This is a genomic window from Ensifer sp. 1H6 (genome assembly GCF_001976035.1).
Classification (GTDB): domain Bacteria; phylum Pseudomonadota; class Alphaproteobacteria; order Rhizobiales; family Rhizobiaceae; genus Ensifer; species Ensifer canadensis.
The window spans coordinates 13620-32262 of record NZ_MOAI01000034.1; the positions used below are offsets into that span (position 1 = coordinate 13620).

The 18643-nt window shown below is 63.2% G+C and carries 13 protein-coding genes; 6 read left to right on the top strand and 7 right to left on the bottom strand.

Going from position 1 to position 18643, the window contains the following annotated elements; genetic code table 11:
• Nucleotides 1-41: 41 nt before the first annotated feature.
• The gene (locus tag BKP54_RS29125; RefSeq protein ID WP_025425328.1) at nucleotides 42-797 is read left to right on the top strand and encodes a SprT family zinc-dependent metalloprotease; all 756 of its coding nucleotides are present in this window, start codon (nucleotides 42-44) and stop codon (nucleotides 795-797) included.
• A gap of 12 nt (nucleotides 798-809) precedes the next feature.
• On the opposite strand, the gene BKP54_RS29130 is transcribed toward BKP54_RS29125, so the two are convergent.
• Nucleotides 810-1010 carry a YqaE/Pmp3 family membrane protein gene (locus BKP54_RS29130; protein WP_025425329.1) on the bottom strand — a complete coding sequence of 67 codons (201 nt, stop codon included), beginning with the start codon at nucleotides 1008-1010 and terminating at the stop codon, nucleotides 810-812.
• A gap of 131 nt (nucleotides 1011-1141) precedes the next feature.
• Between BKP54_RS29130 and BKP54_RS29135 the strand changes: the two genes are divergently transcribed.
• Genes BKP54_RS29135 through BKP54_RS29155 form a run of 5 tightly spaced genes read left to right on the top strand, consistent with a single transcriptional unit; the run spans nucleotide 1142 to nucleotide 6217 of the window.
• Nucleotides 1142-1816 carry a phosphoribosylanthranilate isomerase gene (locus tag BKP54_RS29135; RefSeq protein ID WP_025425330.1) on the top strand — a complete coding sequence of 225 codons (675 nt, stop codon included), beginning with the start codon at nucleotides 1142-1144 and terminating at the stop codon, nucleotides 1814-1816.
• Nucleotides 1813-3033, top strand: a complete 1221-nt coding sequence (trpB, locus tag BKP54_RS29140; protein WP_025425331.1) for a tryptophan synthase subunit beta — start codon at nucleotides 1813-1815, stop codon at nucleotides 3031-3033. Before BKP54_RS29135 ends, trpB begins: the two co-directional genes overlap by 4 nt.
• 5 nt (nucleotides 3034-3038) lie before the next feature.
• Nucleotides 3039-3878, top strand: a complete 840-nt coding sequence (gene trpA / locus BKP54_RS29145) for a tryptophan synthase subunit alpha (protein ID WP_025425332.1) — start codon at nucleotides 3039-3041, stop codon at nucleotides 3876-3878.
• 50 nt (nucleotides 3879-3928) lie between these two features.
• Entirely contained in the window at nucleotides 3929-4846 is a 918-nt protein-coding gene (gene accD, locus BKP54_RS29150; protein ID WP_025425333.1) for an acetyl-CoA carboxylase, carboxyltransferase subunit beta, read from the top strand.
• A 27-nt stretch (nucleotides 4847-4873) separates the two neighbouring features.
• Nucleotides 4874-6217 (top strand): folylpolyglutamate synthase/dihydrofolate synthase family protein, encoded by a 1344-nt coding sequence (locus BKP54_RS29155; protein ID WP_025425334.1) that lies wholly within the window; start codon nucleotides 4874-4876, stop codon nucleotides 6215-6217.
• 236 nt (nucleotides 6218-6453) lie between these two features.
• On the opposite strand, the gene trxA is transcribed toward BKP54_RS29155, so the two are convergent.
• From trxA to BKP54_RS29185, 6 genes are all read right to left on the bottom strand, one after another.
• Nucleotides 6454-6777 (bottom strand): thioredoxin, encoded by a 324-nt coding sequence (trxA, locus tag BKP54_RS29160; RefSeq protein WP_025425335.1) that lies wholly within the window; start codon nucleotides 6775-6777, stop codon nucleotides 6454-6456.
• Between the two features lie 86 nt (nucleotides 6778-6863).
• Complete coding sequence (gene addA / locus BKP54_RS29165; RefSeq protein ID WP_057206487.1) at nucleotides 6864-10433, bottom strand: double-strand break repair helicase AddA; 3570 nt, start codon at nucleotides 10431-10433, stop codon at nucleotides 6864-6866.
• Nucleotides 10423-13602, bottom strand: coding sequence for a double-strand break repair protein AddB (gene addB, locus BKP54_RS29170; protein WP_057225769.1), 3180 nt, complete (start codon nucleotides 13600-13602; stop codon nucleotides 10423-10425). The genes addA and addB overlap by 11 nt, the downstream gene beginning before the upstream one ends.
• A 2-nt stretch (nucleotides 13603-13604) precedes the next feature.
• The gene (locus BKP54_RS29175; RefSeq protein ID WP_025425338.1) at nucleotides 13605-14336 is read right to left on the bottom strand and encodes a nucleotidyltransferase family protein; all 732 of its coding nucleotides are present in this window, start codon (nucleotides 14334-14336) and stop codon (nucleotides 13605-13607) included.
• Nucleotides 14337-14346: 10 nt separating this feature from the next.
• Nucleotides 14347-15858 carry a tRNA (adenosine(37)-N6)-threonylcarbamoyltransferase complex ATPase subunit type 1 TsaE gene (gene tsaE, locus BKP54_RS29180; protein WP_025425339.1) on the bottom strand — a complete coding sequence of 504 codons (1512 nt, stop codon included), beginning with the start codon at nucleotides 15856-15858 and terminating at the stop codon, nucleotides 14347-14349.
• Nucleotides 15858-18338, bottom strand: coding sequence for a PAS domain-containing sensor histidine kinase (locus tag BKP54_RS29185; RefSeq protein WP_057206490.1), 2481 nt, complete (start codon nucleotides 18336-18338; stop codon nucleotides 15858-15860). The genes tsaE and BKP54_RS29185 overlap by 1 nt, the downstream gene beginning before the upstream one ends.
• Between the last annotated feature and the right edge of the window lie 305 nt (nucleotides 18339-18643).

Here is an 18643-nt window from a genome sequence, read left to right on the forward strand (position 1 = left end):
TGCATTAGCCGAAAAGACCGCGAATCGGATAGAAAGCCGTCATGTTCCCTTCTTTCACGCGGCGGCGCATTCCCCCGGCTCCTGTCGACACGACCCGAGAAATCGAAGTCGCGGGCAAGATGCTTCCGCTAACCATCCGCCAGAATTCGCGCGCCACACGAATGACGCTGCGCATCGAGCCCGGCGGTCGGGCGCTGAAGCTGACGGTTCCGCAAGGGCTGGCCGATCGGGAGGTAAACGCCTTCCTCAACCGCCATCAGGGCTGGTTGATGACAAAGCTGGCGCGGTTTTCCGGCGAAAGCCAACTGGAAGAGGGCGGCTCGATCCTGATCCGCGGTATCGCGCATCGGATCGAAAGGTCAGGAAAAATCAGAGGTTTGACCGAGGCAATCATCGTCGGCGAAGACGCGATATTGCGTGTCAGCGGCGGCGAGGAACATCTGCGCCGCCGCATCGTCGACTTTCTCAAGAAGGAAGCGCGGCACGATCTCGATCGCCTGGTCGCGGTCTATGCCGGCCGGATCGGCCGGCGGCCCAAATCGCTGAGCCTGAAGGACACGCGCAGCCGCTGGGGCTCCTGTTCGGCCGATGGCGCCCTGAGCTTCTCATGGCGCATCGTCATGGCGCCGCCGAAGGTCATCGCCTATCTCGCAGCACACGAAGTCGCGCATCTCCAGGAGATGAACCACGGCCCTCAATTCTGGGCGCTGTGCGAAAAGCTTTGCCCCGACACCAACGATGCCAAGCGCTGGCTAAGGCGCAACGGCACGATGCTGCACGCCATCGACTTCGACTGATTTGCTTTGGAATTAGCCGCGGCTGGGGCCGGCGAGTGCCGCCTGAATTTTCTCGTCTGTCTTGTACTGGCTAAGCGCATAGACCGACCAGATCGCTGCCGGTACCCAGCCGATCAGGGTAATCTGCAGAATGAGGCAGATGATGCCTGCAAAGGGACGGCCGATGGTGAAGAACTGAAGCCAGGGAAGAATGAGGGCAAGCAGCAGACGCATTCGTCTCTCCGTTGTGATAGAATGCATATGGTGAGCGCACGCCGACACCGCAATGCCGCACCCTCTGGACGACGGTGTGCAGGGTGGTTTTTGGCTCGACTCCAGCGACATTTCATGCAAGGTCGCTTCTCATGAAAACCGAAGTGAAGATATGCGGGCTGAAGACCGCGGAAGCGGTGGATCGCGCAGTTGCGCTCGGCGCAACGCACACGGGGTTCATCTTTTTCGCCAAGAGCCCGCGCAACCTGGAACCCGATGACGCTGGCCGCCTGGCGGACAGAATCCGAGGCAAGGCGAAAATCGTCGCCGTGACCGTCAATGCCGACAATGACGATCTCGATGAAATCGTCGCCGCGCTTAATCCGGACATTCTGCAGCTGCATGGCAGCGAGACGCCCGACAGGGTGCTCACCGTCAAGGCGGTCTACGGCCTTCCGGTGATGAAGGCCCTGTCGATCCGCGACGCCGACGATCTGAAAAAGGTCGAGCCCTATATCGGGATCGCCGACCGCTTTCTCTTCGATGCAAAGCCCCCAGCAGGATCGGAATTGCCCGGCGGCAACGGTGTTTCCTTCGACTGGAAGCTGCTCGATGCGCTTGACGGCAGCGTCGATTACATGCTTTCCGGTGGTTTGAACGTGAACAACATCGGTGAGGCCCTGGCGCAGACGCGCGCCCGCGCCATCGATACCTCCTCCGGCGTCGAGAGCGCGCCGGGCGTCAAGGATCTGAAGCTCATGGAATCGTTTTTCGATGCCGTTCGCCAGGCGGAGGCGGTTACGGCACGGTCAGGGAGCAAGACGTGAACGAGGCGCCAAAACTGAATTCCTTCCGGGCGGGCCCTGACGAAGACGGCCGTTTCGGCATTTTCGGTGGCCGCTTCGTTGCTGAAACCCTGATGCCGTTGATCCTCGATCTGCAGGCCGAGTGGGACAAGGCAAAGAACGATCCGGCCTTCAAGGCCGAACTCGACAATCTCGGCGCGCATTATATCGGTCGCCCGAGCCCGCTCTATTTCGCCGAACGGCTGACCGCAGAACTCGGCGGCGCCAAGATCTACTTCAAGCGCGAAGAGTTGAACCACACCGGTTCGCACAAGATCAACAATTGCATTGGCCAGATCCTGCTTGCCAAGCGCATGGGCAAGACGCGCATCATCGCCGAAACCGGCGCCGGTCAGCACGGCGTGGCCTCGGCCACCGTCGCCGCCCGCTTCGGCCTGCCTTGCGTCGTCTACATGGGCGCGACCGACGTCGAGCGTCAGGCGCCGAACGTCTTCCGCATGAAGCTTTTGGGTGCCGAGGTGAAGCCGGTGACCGCCGGCAACGGCACGCTCAAGGATGCGATGAACGAGGCGCTGCGCGATTGGGTTACCAATGTCGACAACACCTATTACCTGATCGGCACGGCTGCCGGTCCGCATCCCTATCCGGAAATGGTCCGCGACTTTCAGGCCGTCATCGGCCAGGAGGCGAAGGAACAGATGCTTGCGGCCGAAGGCCGGCTGCCCGATCTCGTCATTGCTGCCGTCGGCGGCGGTTCCAATGCGATCGGCATCTTCCACTCGTTCCTTGACGACGAAGGCGTGAAGATCGTCGGCGTCGAGGCTGGCGGCAAGGGGCTCGACGGCGACGAGCATTGCGCGTCGATCACGGCCGGTTCGCCGGGCGTGCTCCACGGCAACCGCACCTATCTGCTGCAGGACGGCGACGGACAGATCAAGGAAGGCCACTCGATTTCGGCCGGCCTCGACTACCCCGGCATCGGCCCGGAACACTCCTGGCTCAACGATGTCGGCCGCGTCGAATATGTGCCGATCATGGACCACGAGGCGCTGGAGGCATTCCAGATGCTGACCCGCCTTGAAGGCATCATCCCGGCGCTGGAGCCCTCGCACGCCTTGGCCGAGGTCATCAAGCGTGCGCCGAAGATGGGCAAGGACGAGATCATCCTGATGAATCTCTCCGGTCGCGGCGACAAGGACATCTTCACCGTCGGCAAGATTCTGGGTATGGGGCTATAACGATCATGACCGCACGCATGGACAGAAAGTTCGCCGATGTGGCGTCGGAAGGACGTCCGGTCCTTGTCACCTATTTCATGGGTGGCGACCCCGATTTCGAAACGTCCCTTTCCATCATGAAGGCGCTGCCGAAGGCCGGTGCCGACGTCATTGAACTCGGCATGCCGTTTTCGGACCCGATGGCCGACGGACCGGCGATCCAGCTTGCCGGCCAGCGCGCGCTGAAGGGCGGCCAGACGCTGGCAAAGACGCTGGAGATCGCTCGCCGTTTCCGCGAGGAAGACCAGCGCACGCCGATCGTGCTGATGGGCTACTACAATCCGATCTACATCTACGGCGTCGATCGCTTCCTGACGGATGCTTTGGACGCAGGCATCGATGGCCTGATCGTTGTCGATCTGCCACCGGAGATGGACGATGAACTCTGCATCCCCGCCTTGCAGAAGGGCATCAGTTTCATTCGCCTGGCGACGCCGACGACGGATGACCGTCGTCTGCCGAAGGTTCTCGAAAATACCTCGGGCTTCGTGTACTACGTCTCGATGAACGGCATCACCGGCTCGGCACTGCCGGATCCGTCGTTGATTGCCGGTGCCGTTCAGCGCATCAAGGCCCATACGAAACTGCCCGTTTGCGTCGGTTTCGGCGTCAAGACGGCGGAACATGCAAGAGCCATTGGTGCTTCCGCCGATGGCGTCGTCGTCGGTACGGCGATCGTCAATCAGATCGCGTCGAGCCTGACCGAAGAGGGCAGGGCAACGGACGCGACGGTACCGGGTGTCGAAGCGTTGGTAAGGGGCCTTTCGGCTGGCGTGCGGTCCGCACGGCTCGCAGCAGCCGAATAATTGCCTATATTAGCGCGCACAACCCGAAGAAAATCTTCAGGAGTCTATAAGTGAACTGGATCACAAACTACGTTCGGCCGAAGATCAATTCGATGCTGGGCCGCAGGGAAGTTCCGGAAAATCTCTGGATCAAGTGCCCGGAAACCGGCGAGATGGTGTATCACCGCGATCTCGAGGAAAACAAATGGGTCATCCCGCAATCCGGCTTCCATATGAAGATGCCGGCCAAGGCGCGACTGAAGGATCTGTTCGACGGTGGCATCTATGAAGCCCTGCCGCAGCCCAAGGTGGCGCAGGATCCGTTGAAGTTCCGCGACTCCAAGAAATACTCCGATCGCCTTCGTGACAGTCGCGCCAAGACCGAGCTGGAAGATACGATCGTGGCCGGTGTCGGCCGCGTCCAGGGCGTCAAGCTCGTCGGCGTCGTGCATGAGTTCAACTTCATCGGCGGTTCGCTCGGCATGGCCGCAGGCGAAGCGATCGTGAAGGCCTTCGAGAAGGCGATTGCGGAGAAGTGCCCGCTGGTCATCTTCCCGGCCTCCGGTGGCGCCCGCATGCAGGAAGGCATCCTGTCGCTGATGCAGCTGCCGCGCACGACCGTTGCGGTCAACATGCTCAAGGAAGCGGGCCTTCCCTATATCGTCGTTTTGACGAACCCGACCACCGGTGGTGTAACCGCCTCCTACGCCATGCTTGGCGATGTCCATCTGGCCGAACCCGGCGCCGAAATCGGCTTTGCCGGCAAGCGCGTGATCGAGCAGACCCTGCGCGAAAAGCTGCCGGAAGGCTTCCAGACCGCGGAATACCTGCTGGAGCACGGCATGGTCGACATGGTGGTCAAGCGTCATGACATTCCCTCGACGCTGGCCCGTGTGCTGAAGATCCTGATGAAGAAGCCGGCCGATGCGGTAAAACTCAACGGCGGCGGTGCAGAACCAGCGGCTTTGCCGGTTGCGGCAAGCGCATAGCATACGATCCTATCGGGGCAGGGCGAGATGACAGCGGTGGAAGCCAGCGAAGCAGGCTATGAGATCGAAAAACTCCTTGCCTTGCATCCGAAAGGCTTCGACCTGTCGTTGGACAGGATAACCCGGCTTCTGGCCGCGCTCGGCAATCCGCAGGATCGGCTGCCGCCGATCATTCACGTGGCCGGCACTAACGGCAAGGGCTCCGTCACCGCATTCTCGCGGGCGGTGCTTGAAGCCGCGGGCTTGAGCGTTCACGTCCACACCTCGCCGCATCTGGTCAACTGGCACGAGCGCTATCGGCTTGGCGTCAAGGGTGGCAAGGGCAGGCTCGTCAGCGATCCCGTGCTTGCCGATGCGGTTCGGCGCGTCGCGGAAGCCAATGGCGGCGAGAAGATCACCGTCTTCGAAATCCTGACCGCCGTTACCTTCGTTCTTTTCGCCGAACACCCGGCAGATGTCGCGATCATCGAGGTCGGTCTCGGTGGCCGCTTCGACGCGACCAATGTCATAACCCGCCCTGCGGTCTCCGTGATCATGCCGATCTCGCTCGATCACCAGGCCTATCTCGGCGACCGGGTCGAACTGATCGCAGCGGAAAAAGCCGGCATCATGAAGCGTGGCTGCTCCGTCGTCATCGGCCAGCAGGAAGAAGAAGGCGTCCGCGACGTCCTGACCTCGACCGCCGAGCGTCTCGGCTGCCCGATGTCCGTCTACGGGCAGGACTTCATGGCGCATGAGGAATTCGGCCGCCTTGTCTATCAGGACGAGCGGGGTCTGTCTGACCTTCCCCTGCCGAAGCTGCCCGGCCGTCACCAGTATGCCAATGCAGCCGCGGCCATCCGCGCCGTCCGCGCCGCCGGTTTCGACGTGCCGGATGCGGCCATCGAGCGCGGTGTCGCCGGCGTCGAGTGGCCCGGACGCTTGCAGCGTCTTGCCGGTGGCAAGCTTGGTCACTACGGCCCGCAGGATGCGGAAATCTGGGTCGATGGCGGGCACAATCCCGGTGCCGGCCAGGTGATCGCCGAAGCCATGGCGAATTTCGAGGAGCGGGAGTCCCGCCCGCTGTTCCTGATCATCGGCATGATCAGCACCAAGGATCAGCTCGGTTACTTCCGCGCCTTCCTTGATCTGGCCGAACAGGTCTTCACGGTGCCGATTCGTGGCTCCGATGCCGGTCTGGATCCGGTGGCCCTGGCGCAGGACGCGGCCTCGGTCGGCTTCGAGGCGTCCGCCGTGTCATCGGTGGCCGAAGCGTTGACCGTCATCGCCAATCTCGTCGACGAAGACCCGATGCCGCCACGCATCCTGATCGGCGGTTCGCTCTATCTCGTCGGCGACGTGCTTGCCGATAACGGTACGCCACCGAAGTGATCGGTTGCCTGCGACAAGGATCGCAACAGGCCGCCATTTGCGCTGGCGCCCGAAAATTGGCAGCCGGGCAATTTCCTCTAGAGCATTTCCAGGAAAAGTGCGAAGCGGTTTTCCGTCAGGAAATGCGTAAAAACAAAGAGATAGAGCGTTTGTGCGGTTCCGCATAAATCGGAAACGCTCTTGACAAGAAAAAAGCCCGGCAAGCCGGGCTTTGAAGTCACTTCGATGTGGTGGCCTTAAGCGGCCGCAGTCGAAATCCAGGACGTCAGGGCCGTCTTCGGAGCAGCGCCAACCTTGATGTCGGCAACTTCACCGGCCTTGAACATCGCAAGCGTCGGGATCGAGCGCACGCCGTATTGCGCGGCCAGCTCCGGGTTCTCGTCGATGTTCAGCTTCACGACCTTGACCTTGCCGGCGAGCTCGTTGGAGATTTCCTCAAGGCTCGGCGCGATCATCTTGCACGGGCCGCACCATTCAGCCCAGAAATCGACAACCACCGGCTCGGCGGCGTTCAGCACTTCCTGCTGAAAATTGGATGTATCGACTTTTACAGTAGCCATCGGCTGCTCCTTGCGTTCGAAATGTCGGTGTCCAGATGTTGTGTCTCATGTGAGGCTGTCCCACTGGATTTTCAATATCGGGTATCTCACTTTGTCGCGAGGTCTTCAAGGCTCCTGTCCAGTGCCGCATCCTCGAGCACGTGGATGACGGGGCCTTCGGTGAAGATCAACGCACACTGGAAGCGGTGCGCGGGATAAAGTGGCCGCAGCAGCTCGCGATAGATCGCAAGCTGGGTTTTATAGGCGGCGGGGACGTTGTCGGCTGACGCGGGCACGCTGCGATTGGTCTTGAAGTCGGCAATGGTGACGACGCCATCCGCCACCGACAGCCGGTCGATCCGGCCGGAAACGGCAAATTCGCGGTTTGCGAGCTTCAATGTGCCCATGACCGAGACTTCTGCGCGGCTGGCGCCGGAAAAGAGCGCGCGCAGGTCACCACGATCGAGGACCTGCAGGACGGCATCACGCAGGCGCTTGCGTTGCGTTTCGGGCCAACGCGGCACCGAGCGGGCGAGATATCGGTCGGCCGCCGCCAGGCGCTCGGACGGGGCGATCGACGGCAGCACCTGCAGCAGCCGGTGCAGGATGGCGCCGCGCAGCATCGAGAAATTTGCTGGCGTTTTCACGGAAAACAGCGCCGAGCTGACGATCATGTCGCCGTCGTCCTCATCGACCGCAATGCCGACGCCCGATGGGCTCAGCGGCCGCGGCAACCGCCGTGGCGGCGGCAGCGGCGTCGAAAGAGCAATCGGCAGGCCGGTCTTCGCGGGGGCCATGAGGTCCGATAGCTCGTCACCTGACGGCACTTCGCGCGGCACATGCGTTTCCCGCCAGGAGTGCCCTGGCCATTCTTCGTCACCCGCCTTGAAGGTGACAGGGGTGCAGCGACCATTCTCGTCCTGCGAAAGGCTCGCCTGCACGATGGCGTGCCAAGTGTCCGCACTTGGCCGCTGCCCGCGATACCCGCAGACGACCAGCCGGTCGGCAGCCCGGGTCATGCCCACATAAAGCAGCCGGCGGTATTCTTCCTCGGCCAGCGTCTTCAGCCGGTCGCTGTCGGCGGCGATGAGTGAATTCGAAGCCGAACCGGGCGCCCGCCAGACGGGCAGCGGGTAGCTCGAGCCATCGGCGAGTGGCATCTCGAGGAAGCGAAGATCGGGCACGTGCTGGGAGTTGAAAGGCTTGCCGCCGCCGTCGACCAGAAACACCACCGGCGCCTCCAGCCCCTTGGCCGCATGCACCGTCATGATCCGGACTTCGTCGCGCTCCTTGTCCTGCTCGCGCTTGACGGTCGGCGCCTCGATTTCGAGCGTCGAGACGAAAGCCTGCAGGCCGGGCAGGCCGCTTCTTTCGTGTTCGAGCGCAAAGGTCAGGAACTCGTCGAGAATGTCGCTCACTTCGCTGCCGAGCCGGGCGAGAAACGCCGCGCGCCCACCATGAACGCCAAGCACGCGGGCATAGAAATCATGCGGGGCCAATTGTTGAGAAAGGGCGGCATAACGAAGAAGCGCCTTGACGGTTCCCTCATGTGGGGAGCCTTCGATGGCGCCGGATTCCTGCAGCCTCTGCCAGAGGCTAGCGCCTTCGTCCCGTCGGGCAGCGAGTTCGAAAAGCATGTCTTCGTCGAGGTTAAACAGCGGGCTCTTTAACAGCGCCGCGAGCGACAGGTCGTCCTCCGGCAGCAGCATGAAGCGCCCGAGCGCCAGCAGGTCCTGGATGGCGATATGGCTCGTCAGAACCAGCCGGTCGGCACCGGCGACGGGGATGTCGCTGCGCCGCTTCAGGGCGCGGGTCAGCGCATTGACAAAGGCGTCGCGCTTCCGGACGAGCACGATGACATCGCCCGGGCGCATGGCGCGGCGCACGCCCTTTTCGATGATGGTCTCGCGCCCGATCCAGCTATCGAGTACGGCGGCAATGCGCCGTGCCAAAATGTTGACCGGTGCCGTTTCCGGCGTGGCATCGAAGGGGGCCGTCCATTCGTCGTCGGTCGCCGTCGGCTCGGCCGCGATCACATCCCAGATGTCGACGGCGCCGGGATGGCCGATGCGGTTCGAGGCGTGCACGACCGCTTCGTTCCGGGCGCTCAGCCCACGCGCATGCGCCGGGTTGGCAAAGACGGTATCGACGGCGGAGAGCACGTCGACGGTGGAGCGGAAGGAGAGCTGCAGGCGGATCGGACTGAACGCCTTGCCGCCGTCTCGCACGCGCCGCTCGGTCTCGATGCTTTCGCGCGAGAAACGCTCGGGGCGTGCGCCCTGGAACGAGTAGATCGATTGCTTCTCGTCACCGACGGCAAACATGGTGCGCTCGTTGCCGCGCGCACTGTCGCCCGAGAAGAATTCCGCCGCCAGCGCCTGGATGATCGTCCATTGCGTCGGGCTCGTATCCTGGGCTTCGTCGACAAGGATATGGTCGATGCCCTGGTCCAGCTTGTAGTGAACCCAGGCGCTGACGTCGCCGCGCGCAAACAGGCTTGCGGTGCGATTGATCAGGTCCTCGAAGTCGAGCTGGCTGCGGGTGCGCTTCAGCGCTTCATAGTCGTTGTTGAGCCGATCGGCGAGCGTCAGCGCCGAGAGTGTCGCCTCGTACATCTGGATGATGCTCAGCCGGTCGGCGCAGGCGACGACATGATCGCGGGCGGCTTCGACCAGCTCAATCAGATCCGGCGCGGCCTGGAGCATGGCCTTGTTTACGAAGGCCGATTCGGCGCGCGGCTTGCCGGTGCCGGTAAAGAACAGCTCCTGCAGCCCCTCGTATCGGGCCATCGGATCGACAAGCTTCGCCGTTGCGCGAAGCCCCTCGGCGAAATCGAGCACCTTGGCGCCGCCGGCGCTGGCAGCCAATCCAAGGTAGCGTTCGAGGGCCGGGCCGTTAAGGCCGGGAAGCGGCCAGACGCTTTCGAGGATGCGCTCGACGCTGTCTTCAGGTTCAAGCCTGAGTGCCGCGTGCAGTTGCACGGCGACGCCGCCATGGAGGTCAGCATGGTCGAGAAATGCCTGTATCGCCGTGCGGTTGGAGACGATCGCACCCAGCAGTTTTTCAAGCCCGGTGTCGTCGGCAAGCTCGAGCACGGTGGCAAAGGCATCGGCAAGCGGTGCATCGCCGTCAGCCGTTGTCGCGGTCAAGAGGGCACGGCGCGCGTCTGCCAGCAGCACGGCCGCCGCCCGGTCGTCGAGAACCGAGAAATGCCCGGCAACGTTTGCCTCGAGCGGAAACTGGTGCAACAGCGCCTCGCAGAAGGCGTGGATGGTCTGGATCTTCAGGCCACCCGGCGTTTCGAGCGCGCGCGCAAACAGCCGCCGCGCCTCCTGGAGCTTCAGCCGCGAGGGCAACTCGCCCTCGATGGTTTCGATCCGCTTTTCCAGCGCCTCGTCGTCGAGCGTCACCCATTCGGCAAGGCGTTCGAACACGCGGTTCGACATTTCCGAAGCCGCCGCCTTGGTATAGGTCAGGCACAGAATGGCCGAAGGCCTGCAGCCCGCAAGCAGCAGCCGGATGACGCGCTGCGTCAGAACGTGGGTCTTGCCCGACCCGGCATTGGCTGAAACCCAGGCGGAGCGAGCGGGATCGGAGGCGAGCGACTGCCGGCGCGACGTCCAGTCGAGCCAGGCTTCGGGCGTCCTTTCGTCGGGGCCGGCGCTTTCATCCCTCATCGCTGTCATCCTCGCTGTCGGCTGTCGACCATTCCGCAACCCGGGCCAGATGGTCGTATTCACCGCCGTAGTCGCGTTCCTTCTGCACGATCAGTCGTGAGGCAAAGCCATGTCTGCCCGACATCAGGGCGGTCAGCAGCTTTCTAAGCTCAGTCAGGGCGTCGTCCGCCAGCTGATCGGCCGATTTCGTTTCCTTGGCGCGGCTGTTTTCGTTGTTGACGGTCTCGACCTTGAAGCGGGAGCCGGGCTTCAACCGGACATAGAGCAGCGATTGCGGGTGGCCGGGACCCATGCCCTTGAACGCACCGGCTTTCAGCGCTGCCGCTTCCAGCGCCAGCTGCGGATCGAGCAGCACGCGGGCTTCCTTGATCGACGGGCTGGAGCCGGTCTTGTAATCGATGATTTCCACCGTCCCGTCGGTCATCGTGTCGAGCCGGTCGGCGATCCCCGTCAGGCGAATATCCACCACCCCGATCTCCATCGATGCCGCAACTTCGGTCAACGGCTTGCGGATAAACCGCGCACGCTCCCGTTCCCAGGCGACGAACGCCTTGCCGACCGCTGCAAAGCGTGGCCGCCATATGGTGTCGATATGGGCGGGCAGCCGTTCTTCGTCGAAGGCTTCATTGAGCAGGCGGCCCATCGCCTCTTCTGCAGCCGCGGACAGGATGTCGAAGCCGCCGCGCACGAAACGATCGACGATGCGGTGATAGAGCGTGCCGCGTTCTGACGCGCCCGGATCGCGATTGAACGGGTCGAGCGGATGCAGACGCAGGATCCGGCGCGCGTAGATCGAATAGGGATCGCGGCGAAGCCGCGAGACTTCGCTGAACGAATATTTGCGTGGCTGCAGGTCGACCGGCGGCTTGGGTGCCGGGCGCTCGGCCAAGGCCTGACACCCACCCTTGTCGAGCATCCGCGCCCACAGGAGATAGTCGCTGCCGTTCGATCGCAGGTTCTCTGCCAGCCGCTTGCCGCCCAGCGCCAGCAGCCGCTGCAGCCATCGCGATGCGACGGTCGGCGCCGATCCCTGGCGCATCGAGCGGGTGAAGATCAGCTTGCGGGTGCCGCACGCCATCTGGAAGTCGTGGGCGAGCTGGCCGATGCGGCGTTCGGGCGGCTCGAGGCCGATCCCGGTTTTCATCGTTCGGGAAAGGAAGGGATCATTGGCGGTTTGCCCCGGCCAGTTGCCTTCGTTCATGCCGCCAAGCACCACGAGATCCATGCTCTGCAGGCGCGATTCCAGCGCGCCGAAGATGAAGACGCGGGGGTGGCGCATCGAGCGCGGCTTGACCGCCTCACTGGCGGCAAGCGCCTCCATGATGTCGCACCATTGCGGTCCGTCGGCATCCATCTGGCCTTCGGTCTCGATGATGCCGCGCAGCAGCGTCGCCAAGGCTTCGCCTGCCTCGCCGGACCATAGACCGCTGAGGTCGGCGCGCTCGTCGCCGCAGACGGCCTCCAGCGCCTGGCCGGTTCGTGTCGCCCATTCGGCAAAGGTAAATATCTCGGAGAAGGGGCGGCGGCCATGGCTGCGCCGCACCAGCGCGCCGGCGAGTGGGTCCGTTGCCACCTTTACCCGCGCTGCGAGGCCCCTCGCGGCGAGAATGTCGTCCTCGGTAATGCCGATCCGCCATTCCGGGGGATGGCGGTCCGTCCTGTGATGGCCGGCTGCCTGTTCGAGCAGCGGCACCAGAAGCGAAATGTCGGCGATATCGGTGCCGCTGCGCAGCGCCAAGCGCTCCAGCACATCGGCGCTGCGGCGCATCTCCGCCTGCGGCAGGCCGAAGCGGGCTAGGGGATGCTTGAACAAAGCGACCAACGGTACCGGATCGCCGGGCCTAAGACTTGCCTCCAGCAGAAGCCGCATCAGCGTGCCGGCAGGCGTAGAGGCGAGCGGCGTGCCGGCGGAATCGTCGGCCTCGATATCGAAACGTGCCAGCTCCGCGCCGACACGGCGCGCAAGATTGCGGTCGGGGGTGATCAGGGCCGCCTGGCTGTCGTCGCTTCCCTCAAGCGCCAGCCGCAGTGCGATCGCGATCGCCGTCGCCTCCTCGCGCTCATTGGCGGTTTCGATCAGGGCGACGTCGCCAAAGGCCCGTTGCAATGTTTCGGGCTTAAGTTCGTTGCGGGTTTCAGTCCAGCCATTCGTCGCCTTGGCGGGCAAAAGCGCATGCGACAGGATTTCGCTGCGATCGATGAGCCCTGCATCGGCCTGGTCGAGGGTCGGGATATCGCGGCGTTCCACCTGCATGCGTTGCAGCAGGCGGTGAAAGCCGTATTGCGGGTGGCTGCGGCTGGCCGGATCGGATCTGCCGCCGGTGACGGTCTCGCCGACGATCATGCCCCATTCGGCGTCGGTCATCGTCTGGTCGAGCCCCGGCAGCACGATCGTGCCGTTGGACAGCTTCTGAACCGCGGCAATCAGGGCGGCCGTCGCCGGGATGGAGCCGGTCGAACCGGCAATGACGATCGGCCCTTGAAGCGCGCCCGCGGCAATGCGCTGGGTCTCGGCCTGCAGGATGGCGTTGCGATGTCGTGCCGGCGAGGATTGTTTGAGTTCTTCCAGCCGCTCCGGCCAATAGGTGCGGGCGATTTTCAGGAACTCGAGCGTCAGCTGCCACCACAGCGCATGTTCGCCGGCATCGAGACTGTCGAGCTGCTCCCAGTCGAGTTCTTCCGTCTCCATCGCATCGATGAGTTCGGCCAGATTGCGCGCCAGCCAGATGGCGTCCGCCGGGCTTGCGGGGGCGATCAGTGGGCTTTCCGCGTGAATGTCGAGCACCACCTTCGGCAGGCGGTTTCGCCAGGCAAGGATAAGCCGGCCAAGTTCGATCAGGCGGGCGGTGCCGGGAAGGGGCGGCGCCAGGTCCAAGATCGCCGGCACTTCCGCATCGAAGAAGCCGCTGTCGTCATCGGTTTCGCCGAGTGCCCGGATCGTCGGCAGGATTGCCGAACGGCCGCCGAGCAGATCGACGAATTCGGAGCGCAGCACGCGGGCGGACCGACGCGTCGGGACGAAAATCGTCACGCCGGCAAGCGGCAGCGGATCCGCGGGATCGTAGCGAAAATCCGGCGTCAGCGTCCCGTCGCAGAGTTTGCGCGCAAGTGTCTTCAGGAAGGGCAGGCCCGGCGGAATCGTAAAGACGTTGGTTCCGCGATAGGACATGCTCATCCTTCCGGCTGGTAGCGGCGGATCGCGGCTTCAGCGTCTTCGATCGCCTCTGGCGTGCCCACAGTCATCCAGTGGCCGTCGAGCACGATGCCGAACAATCGGCCTTCGGCGATCGCCCGATCGAAATAGATGTTCAGGTTGAACGCATCATCCGGCGCGTCGGCAAACAGTTTCTTGTCGAGCGCGATCGCGCCGGCATAGACCACGGGATTGTCCATGCCCTCGGCATAGCGGACCAGACGGCCGTCGGTGCCGAGCGAAAAGTCCCTCTTGCCGTTGTGCCCGGTCGTATCCTCGTCGCGCACGCAAAGCAGTGCCATGTCCATGCGCTGCGGATCGAAGAAGCCGGCGAGCCGCTCGAGATTGCTGGGCTTGCCCGCTTCCTCGCCAACCCAGAAGAGATCGGCGTTCATCACCAGAACGGGGCCATCGGCAAGCAGCTTCAGCCCCTTGACCAGGCCACCGCCCGAATTCATCAGCGCATCGCGTTCGTCGGAAATCACGATTTCGGGCGCCGGGCGCTGCGCCAGATGTGCTTCCATCTGGTCGGCGAAGTGGTGGACGTTGACGGCTGCCCTGGTGACGCCGGCGTTCACCAGCAGATCCAGAACATAGTCGATCATCGGCTTGCCGGCGATCTTCACCAGTGGCTTCGGGATGGAGTTGGTGATCGGGCGTAGACGGGTACCGAGGCCCGCCGCGAGCACCATCGCATTGCTGATCGACATTGCTTCTCTGTCAGTTCGCTGATTCTGGCACGATGATTCCCGTCTTCATACACCAGTCGCGCAAGGGTTTCAGCGCTTCGTGCATGAGAGCGACTTCGAGATAGGCGAAAGTGCGCGGCATATGCTTCATATAGCCGGGTTTGCCGTCGCGCTGCATCAGCCGCACCCAGATGCCGACGAGCTTGCAGTTGCGCTGCGCCGACATCAGATGCCAGTCGCGAAGGAACAGGGCCTCGTCGAACGAACCGGCAGCGCGGCGGTCGCCGAGATAGGCATCCATCATGCGGCTTGCCAGTGCCGGTTCGATCGTCACCCGAGCGTCCTGCACCAGTGACGCCACGTCATAGGCCGTCGGGCCAATCATCGCATCCTGGAAGTCGATCAGGCCGACACGCTGGAGACCCTCGTGCTCGGGACGCCAGATGATGTTCGGCGAGTGAAAGTCGCGCAGGAGCAGGTTCTTCTCCGACGTCGCGATGAGGTCGATGAGGTCGTCCCAGATCGCCGCGTATTCCTGCTTTTCCTGTTCCGTCGCCGGCTCGCCGCGTTTCCACGGCAGGTACCAGTCGGTGAGCAGCCGGGTCTCTATCTTCATCGCCCTCCGGTCGAAATCAGGGATATGGTGCTCTACGCCGCCGGAGAGCGCGATGTCACGCCTTGCCGGGGTGGCGTGAAGTCGGGCGAGCAAGCGCGCGCTTTCGACGTAGCGTGCCTCGATCGGCTTCCCGGCCTCGTCGAGTACTCCTTCGGAGCCGAGGTCCTCGATCAGCAGAATTCCCTGGTCGAGATCGCGTGCGTAGATCACAGGTGCTGCAAAGCCCCGTTCTCTGAGGAGCTCGTCGATGGCGACGAAGGGGATCACATCTTCGGCGATATGCGCGAGTTGCTGGTAGTACCTGCCATCCTGGAGGATCGGACCGGGCTTATGCCGCGCGGCATCCATCAGGATCCGGCTCGGAAGGCCGTCTCGGCCGTCGACCCGTTCGTATGCTCGCACCGAGGCATCGCCGCTCAGGTGACGTCGGCGCGCGTCCGCAAATCCGTTACCTGCGAGGAAATCGCGGATCGCCAGCGAGCGGGTAATGCGCTGCAGGGCATCTTCGGGGCCGGCGATGCTGGCGGTTCGTCCGGCCGCCTCATGGGTGATCTGCAGCACGATCCTGTCGGAAGGCAACGCCCCGTCGGCCCTCTCCGGCCATTCGACCAGGCAGACGCCCAGAGACAGCGCCTCGTCGAAGCCCAGCTCATCGAGTTCGCTGGCATCTGCCAGCCGATAGAGATCGAAATGCGCCACGGGAATGCGCAGGTCGTAGCTCTGCACCAGCGTAAATGTCGGGCTCGGGACTTCCAGCCCGTCGTCATCGGCGACGGCGCGCAGGAAGGCGCGTGCCAAGGTCGACTTTCCGGCCCCAAGATCACCCGAGAGAGCCAGGCAGTCGCCGACTTTCAGCGCCAGAGCCAGGTCTTCGCCAAGCTGGATCGTGGCTGCCTCGTCCTTCAGGAAGCGTTCGATCGGCTTCATTATTCCGCCGCGACGATCTTCGGGACCTCTGCCGAAGGGATACGGCAGCTGACCTCGGTGCCTTCGCCCTCACGGCTGCGGATCGACACGGTGCCGTGGTGAAGGCTGACGAAGCTCTCGACGATCGACAGGCCAAGGCCGGCGCCGCCGCGCTGACCGTGGCTTTCGAAGCGGTTGAACACCGTATCGAGCACGTCCTGGGGAATGCCCGGTCCGCTGTCCGAAACGGAAAAGACGAAGTCTCCACCGTCGCGCCGGCACGAAAGCTCGATGACACTACCGTCAGGAGCAAAGTTGGCGGCGTTGGTGAGCAGCTTGACGAAAATCTGCTTCAGCCGCTGCTGGTCGGCGACCATGCGTCCGAGGTTGTCGGGTGCCGCAACGCGCAGTGTGACGCCGCCCTCGACCAGTCGGTCAGCCATCTGATGGGCGATGTCGTCGAGGAAGTCGGTAAGATTGATTTCCGACATGTCGAGCTCGACGATGCCGGCGTCGACGGTCGCAAGATCGAGAATGTCGTTGACGATGGTCAAAAGCAGCGACGAGGACGTGGCGATGTGATCGACATATTCCGCCTGCCGATCGTTGAGGTCACCAAAGGCAGGCGTCTTCAGCAAATCGGCAAAACCGATGATGTTGGTAAGCGGCGAGCGCAGCTCGTAGGACACGTGATGAACGAAGTCGTTCTTCAGCGCATCCGCCTTGCGCAGCGCATCGTTCTTCTCGGTCAGTGCCCGTTCGACCCGCACGCTGTCGGTGATGTTGACGAAGGTCAGCATCGTCTGGGCGTTTGGCAGCGGAATGACGGCGTAGTCGAGGATCAGCCCGGTTCGAAGTTCAAGAATGCCTCGACTCGAGGGCCGTTCGTCGTCGAAACTGGTGATGATATGGGAGAACCGCTTCCAGCCGTCCGGCTGGTCGTAGGACATGAGGCAGGCCTGCTCGATCGCGCGGATATGCGTGCCTGGCTTCGCCTCGGTCTCGTTGATGCCCCAGGTCGCGCGAAAGGCCGGGTTGGAAAGCCGGATGCGGCCATCGGGACCGAACACCGCAACGCCTTCGGCCAGATGGTCGATCGTTTCGCCCTGGACCTGGACCAGCGTGTTGTAGCGGGTTTCCAGATCGACCTTCTCGGTTAGGTTCTCGAATACCCACGTGACGCCGCCTTGCGGCCGTGCCGTTGCGAATACCCGTAGCGTCTGGCCGTTCGGCAGGTGCCAGAGGTCGGATTGCGTATCGAGCGCCTGGTAGACGGAGAGCGCGTTCGCCTTCCACTGTTTCCAGTTGAGCTGTTCGGGCAGCTGTCCGCCCGAGCGCAGACGGTCGAGCACTTCGCCATTGTCCGGCTTGCGCTCGAGGAAGCCCATGTCCAGGTTCCAGAGGCGCTGGAAGGCCTGGTTGTAGAATTGCAGGCGCTGATTGCCGTCGAAGATTGCGACCGGCGTTGCGAGATGGTCAAGCGTTTCCGCGTGGCTCTTGAGCGTGCGATTGAGTTCTTCCCGCACAGCCTCGACGCCGGAGACGTCGATGGCAATGCCGGTCGTTCCGGCCGGGCTGCGTGCGTCGACGACGTCGAAGAATGTGCGGTTGCCCTTGACCACGGTCGACAGCTTGTCTCGGAATGGCGTGTCGAAGGTCGAGACGGCGCGTATTTTTTCGCGTGCCACGGTCGCCAGCAGTTCACGGCCCTCGGCGATGGCTGCAGCGACGTTGGGGGCTTCCACGGCGTCGGCATAGGCCTCGTTGACCCAGCTCAGCGCTCCATCGGTGCCGCGCTGCCAGACCGGCAGGTCGATCGCGTCGAGCAGGGTGCGGAAGGACGTCAGCGAGTTGTTGAGGCGATCGCGTTCGAGCTTCAGTTCAGCCAGTTCAGCCCGCATGTTGTTAAGCGCGATGAAGCGCACAAAAGCGCGTCCGCCGGAAACGCGGCCTTGTGCCTCCAGGACTTCGTTGCGCGTCGTTTCGAGCACCAGATCGAAGCTGCGTGCCTGCGTGCGCAAGGCGTCGATCGCCTTTTCGAGCTCGCTGGCGGAATTCGCCTTAATCCAGCGCCCAAAGGCCAGGAACTCGCGATCGTCTGCAGGCGCGCCGGTTTCTGCCGGCAACTGGCCGAGCAACTCGGCCCGCTCGGCAAGCCCATCCCAGATGACGATGCGGCGGTTCTTGTCGGCAATGAGCGCCTGGAAGCGCGAGAGGCGCTGATTGGCGTCCGAAAGGTCGGATCGCAGCTCGCGGTTTTCAGCCTCGATATTGCCGCGCTGGCGGATCAGCCAGATTGCCGAGATCATCGCCGCGGAAATGACGCCGATGAGGACGGAGAAGGTGATGACCTCCGACGAACCGAAGATATTCGCCTTCTGCGCCGAGACCTGGGCGACCGCATCGGTCGCAGCGAAAAGCGCCGTGCAAGCCATCAGGCGGCGGAGATATACCGGACCTTTGCGGCGACCGCCCGATGAGGTTTGTTGTGCTGTTGTCATGGCGCTGCCGTCCCCGTCTGCCCGAAGGGTGCTGCCGGCCCTGTAGTGCCATGCGCAGTTCCGGCGATACCCGGTTGAAGGGTTCGCGTCAGTTCTGATTGCATCCCCGGTCTGTCTCCGTCTGTTTGCCGCTTGCCGACAAGACATCCCACTCGCAATGCCCGAAGGTCCGCACCGGCATCACGAATCAATGGGTTAGAGCATACTTCGTTGACGAATCGCCGGGAAGGGAGCTGCCCAAAAAAGAGGCCGCGCTCTCTTGTCAAGAACGCGGCCACAACATGTTGTGGATTGCCCGGGTAACG

Bases quoted from the DNA above. Each gene is read 5' to 3' on its own strand.
- BKP54_RS29125 (WP_025425328.1), top strand. From the start codon at position 42: ATGTTCCCTTCTTTCACGCGGCGGCGCATTCCCCCGGCTCCTGTCGAC.
- BKP54_RS29130 (WP_025425329.1), bottom strand. From the start codon at position 1,010: ATGCGTCTGCTGCTTGCCCTCATTCTTCCCTGGCTTCAGTTCTTCACC.
- BKP54_RS29135 (WP_025425330.1), top strand. From the start codon at position 1,142: ATGAAAACCGAAGTGAAGATATGCGGGCTGAAGACCGCGGAAGCGGTG.
- trpA (WP_025425332.1), top strand. From the start codon at position 3,039: ATGACCGCACGCATGGACAGAAAGTTCGCCGATGTGGCGTCGGAAGGA.
- BKP54_RS29155 (WP_025425334.1), top strand. From the start codon at position 4,874: ATGACAGCGGTGGAAGCCAGCGAAGCAGGCTATGAGATCGAAAAACTC.
- trxA (WP_025425335.1), bottom strand. From the start codon at position 6,777: ATGGCTACTGTAAAAGTCGATACATCCAATTTTCAGCAGGAAGTGCTG.
- addA (WP_057206487.1), bottom strand. From the start codon at position 10,433: ATGAGGGATGAAAGCGCCGGCCCCGACGAAAGGACGCCCGAAGCCTGG.
- addB (WP_057225769.1), bottom strand. From the start codon at position 13,602: ATGTCCTATCGCGGAACCAACGTCTTTACGATTCCGCCGGGCCTGCCC.
- BKP54_RS29175 (WP_025425338.1), bottom strand. From the start codon at position 14,336: ATGTCGATCAGCAATGCGATGGTGCTCGCGGCGGGCCTCGGTACCCGT.
- tsaE (WP_025425339.1), bottom strand. From the start codon at position 15,858: ATGAAGCCGATCGAACGCTTCCTGAAGGACGAGGCAGCCACGATCCAG.
- BKP54_RS29185 (WP_057206490.1), bottom strand. From the start codon at position 18,338: ATGACAACAGCACAACAAACCTCATCGGGCGGTCGCCGCAAAGGTCCG.